4 protein-coding genes are annotated in these 4,017 nt (G+C 72.1%); 2 read left to right on the forward strand and 2 right to left on the reverse strand.

Features of this window, described 5'->3' with window-relative positions; translation table 11 throughout:
- Nucleotides 1–30: 30 nt before the first annotated feature.
- Nucleotides 31–1,431, reverse strand: coding sequence for a sensor histidine kinase (locus tag AB8Z36_RS32320; RefSeq protein ID WP_440582053.1), 1,401 nt, complete (start codon nt 1,429–1,431; stop codon nt 31–33).
- 247 nt (nt 1,432–1,678) lie between these two features.
- Nucleotides 1,679–2,875, reverse strand: a complete 1,197-nt coding sequence (locus tag AB8Z36_RS32325) for a sensor histidine kinase (RefSeq protein WP_369216942.1) — start codon at nt 2,873–2,875, stop codon at nt 1,679–1,681.
- Between the two features lie 217 nt (nt 2,876–3,092).
- Between AB8Z36_RS32325 and AB8Z36_RS32330 the strand changes: the two genes are divergently transcribed.
- A complete protein-coding gene (locus AB8Z36_RS32330; protein WP_369216943.1) occupies nt 3,093–3,482 on the forward strand; it encodes an NADH-quinone oxidoreductase subunit A in 390 nt (129 codons plus the stop codon).
- The coding region (locus AB8Z36_RS32335; RefSeq protein WP_369216944.1) for an NADH-quinone oxidoreductase subunit B at nt 3,473–4,017 on the forward strand (545 nt) is incomplete at its 3' end. The genes AB8Z36_RS32330 and AB8Z36_RS32335, both read left to right, overlap by 10 nt.

Genomic DNA, 4,017 nt, shown 5'->3' on the forward strand with positions numbered 1-4,017 from the left:
GTTCGGGGCGGGACGGGGAGGACGGCGGGTTCAGCCCTGTCGCCAGGGGAGTTCCGCGATGACCGAAGTGGGGCCGCCCCGCGGCGAGTCGACCACGAGGATGCCGTCGACCGCGCCGAGCCGCTCCGCGAGGCCCGCGAGCCCGGAGCCCGAGGAGACGTCGGCGCCCCCCTCGCCGTCGTCGGTGACCTGGAGCATCAGCCGGTCCTCGGACCGCCACACGTCGACCGAACCCCGGCTCGCCCTGCTGTGCTTGCTGACGTTCTGAAGGAGCTCGGAGACGGTGAAGTACGCGATGCCCTCGATCGCGGCGGCCGGACGCGTGGCCAGGTCCACCTCCACCTGGACCGGCACCGTGCAGCGGGCGGCGAGCGCGGACAGGGCCGCGTCCAGGCCGCGGTCGGTGAGGACGGCGGGGTGGATGCCGCGGGCCAGGTCGCGCAGCTCCTGGAGGGCGACCTTCACCTCGCCGTGCGCCTCGTCCACCATGCGCGCGGCGGCCTCCGGGTCCTCGGTCAGCTTCTCCTTGGCGAGGCCCAGATCCATGGCGAGGGCGACCAGGCGGGCCTGGGCCCCGTCGTGCAGGTCGCGCTCGATGCGGCGCAGATCGGCGGCGGCGGTGTCCACGACGACGCCGCGGTCCGACTCCAGCTCGACTACGCGGGTGGCGAGGCGGGAGGGGCCGAGCAGCCCGGCGACCAGGACGCGGTCCACCGTCGTCAGGGCCCGCACGATCCACGGCGTGGCCAGCGTGACGAGCAGTCCGGTCGCCGCGGTGACGCCGACCTCGAAGGGGTTGTCGAGGTAGATCTGGTGGCCGCCGTCGTTGTAGAGCTGGATGCCGTCCTGGCCGCCGTACAGCGGGAAGAGCCAGAACCACAGCGGATACGTGAGCATCATCCAGCCGTAGCTCCAGAAGACCACCGCCACGACGAACGAGAAGACCGACCACGGCATGAGCAGCAGCGAGTAGAGGACGTGCCGCCAGGACGCGCCGCTCTTGAGCACCGCCCCCATGACCGACAGCGCGCCGCGCGTACGCGGGCGCAGCGGATCGGGCGCCGCGATGTCCAGGTCGAGCAGCGCCCGCGCCCGCGTCCGTTCGAGGACGCCGATGCCCCGGCAGCCCGCCAGACCCGCGGCGAGCACCGGGATGCCGATGAAGGTGATCAGCAGGCCCGCGCCGAGCGAGAGCATGGTGACCGCGAAGACGAAGGCCGTGACGCCGATCGGCAGGCTGAGCAGGGTGTAGCCCAACTCCTTCCAGGCGCGGGCCTCGACGGGCGCGCGCAGCCCGGCGGGCAGGCGGCGCCATCCCCGGGCGCCACGTCCGTGGACGCCGCCTCCGTGGACGCCGCCTCCGTGGACGCCGCCTTCGTGGAAGCCGGACCGCTCCATGTGCGTGTACCCCTGCCCGTGGTCCATGGCCATTGCCGTCATCCCGTTTCTGCTCGGTCGAGCCGCCGCGCCTTCGCCGTGCTGTGCCGTGCCGTGCGTGCCGTGTTTGTACAGAGTCGCGCGCGGCGGCGGGCGCGGCCATGGAGTGCGTCGGCGTCTTGGGGCGGGGGTTTTCCCTACCCCCGGTGTCCCCGGCGTCCCCGGCGTCCTCGGCCGACGCGGGCGTCGCTCAGGTCACTCATGTCGGAACCCGCAGCTCACCCGCGCCGGGACCCGCAGCTCACCCCCGGCGGACCCCCGAAGCCGTGTCCGCCGTGCGGTCCCGCCACGGCAGCTCCGCGGTGATCGTCGTGGGGCCGCCCGGCGGCGAGTCGATGACGAAGAGCCCGTCGACGGCGCCGAGCCGGTCGGCGAGGCCCGCCAGGCCCGAGCCGCCGTCGAGCCGGGCGCCGCCCTTGCCGTCGTCCCGCACCTGGATCAGCAGCCGGTCCTTGGCGCGCCACACCTCGACGCTCGCGCTCCGCGCCCCGCTGTGCTTGCTGACGTTCTGGAGCAGCTCGGAGACAGTGAAGTACGCGCTGCCCTCGATGGCCGCCGCGGGGCGCGTCGGCAGATCGGCGGTGACGTGCACCGGCACCGTGCAGCGGGCGGCGAGCGAGGAGAGCGCGGCGTTCAGGCCGCGGTCGGTGAGGACGGCGGGGTGGATGCCGCGGGCCAGGTCGCGCAGTTCCTGGAGGGCCAGTTTCACCTCGCCGTGCGCCTCGTCCACCATCGCCGCGGCGGCGTCGGGGTCCTCGGTCAGCTTCTCCTTGGCGAGGCCGAGCCCCATGGCGAGGGCGACCAGGCGGGCCTGGGCTCCGTCGTGCAGGTCGCGCTCGATGCGGCGCAGATCGGCGGCGGCGGTGTCCACGACGACGCCGCGGTCCGACTCCAGCTCGGCGATGCGCCGCTCCAACTCGTCGGAGGGGCAGAGCAGTCCGCGTACGAGCGCGCGGTCCACATGGGTCAGACCGCGCACCACGAAGGGCAGCACCGGCCAGAACACGAAGAGTCCGGCGACCGTGATGACGAAGGTGCAGATCCCCCACGGCAGCCGGAGGAACGCGTACAGCATGGCGCGCCAGCCCACCGGGTCCTTCAGGCTCGTCCACAGCCAGCTCGGGAAGCCGCGCCCGCCGATCCCCGGCATCGGGCTCGGCTCCTCCACCCGCACCCCGAGCAGCTTCCTGGCCCGCGTCCGCTCGAACCTGCCGAAGCGGCGCGCGCCCAGCAGCCCGAACGCGAGCAGCGGTAGACCGACGACCGTCACCGTGAGCCCCGCGCCGACCGAGAGGACGGTCACCGCGTAGACGAAGCCGACGATCCCCACCGGCAGGTTCGTCAGCAGGTGGGCGATCTCCTTCCAGGAGTGCCGGTCGTACGCGAAGCGCGCGGGGGGCGGCCGGTCGTCGTGGAGAGGCATGGTGCGTGCGGTCATACGCGCCAGAGTGCACGGCCCGCCGCCGTAATGCCATGCGGTGCTCCGCCCGGACACCCGGGGGATAACCCCACCCCGGCCCGGCGCGTACGTGCCGCCAACTGCTGACCGATGCGTGACGCTCTGCTTACGGAGTCTTTAGCAGGCCCTAGACTCCCGTGCGTACAGATCGTCGAACGGGATCAGGTTGAGGGCGGTCAGGGAGTGAGGGGCTGACGTGCACGTGACGAACGTCGCGGCGAGCTACTACCAGTCGTACTCCGTCGTCGGACTGCTCGCCCTCGTGGGCGCGCTGTTCGTCGCCGTCGCCTTCGGCGCGGGGCGGCTGCTCCGGCCGGTGGTGCCGACCCCGGAGAAACTCCTGACCTACGAGTGCGGCGTCGACCCCGTCGGCGAGGGCTGGGCCCACACCCAGGTCCGCTACTACGTCTACGCCTTCCTCTACGTGATCTTCGCCGTCGACTCGATCTTCCTCTTCCCCTGGGCGACGGTCTTCGCCGCGCCCGGTTACGGCGCGACGACGCTCGTGGAGATGTTCATCTTCCTCGGCTTCCTCGCCGTGGGCCTGCTGTACGCATACAAGAAGGGCGTCCTTACATGGACGTGAGCCGTGTGACCCCCGCTGCCGGGGAGCCCTCCGCTCCCGTGGACCTCCCGGAGCCGAAGAGGCTGGGCGTGCTCTCCCGCCTCGCGCCCGAGCCGATGAAGGTGGTCCTCAACTGGGGCCGCCGCTACTCCCTCTGGGTCTTCAACTTCGGTCTCGCCTGCTGCGCCATCGAGTTCATCGCCGCGTCCATGGCGCGCCACGACTTCATCCGGCTCGGCGTCATCCCGTTCGCGCCGGGACCGCGCCAGGCCGACCTGATGGTCGTCTCCGGCACCGTCACGGACAAGATGGCGCCCGCCGTGAAGCGCCTCTACGAGCAGATGCCCGAGCCGAAGTACGTCATCTCCTTCGGCGCCTGCTCCAACTGCGGCGGCCCCTACTGGGACTCCTACTCCGTCACCAAGGGCGTCGACCAGATCATCCCGGTCGACGTGTACGTCCCCGGCTGCCCGCCCCGGCCCGAGGCGCTTCTCCAGGGCATCCTCAAGCTCCAGGAGAAGATCGCGGACGAGTCGCTGGGGGAGCGGTACGGGAA

The sequence above is a fragment of the Streptomyces flavofungini genome, assembly GCF_041028215.1.
GTDB lineage: Bacteria > Actinomycetota > Actinomycetes > Streptomycetales > Streptomycetaceae > Streptomyces > Streptomyces flavofungini_B.

Excerpts from the sequence above, each read along its gene's own strand:
- AB8Z36_RS32320 (WP_440582053.1), bottom strand. The coding sequence starts at position 1,431 with ATGGCCATGGACCACGGGCAGGGGTACACGCACATGGAGCGGTCCGGC.
- AB8Z36_RS32325 (WP_369216942.1), bottom strand. The coding sequence starts at position 2,875 with ATGACCGCACGCACCATGCCTCTCCACGACGACCGGCCGCCCCCCGCG.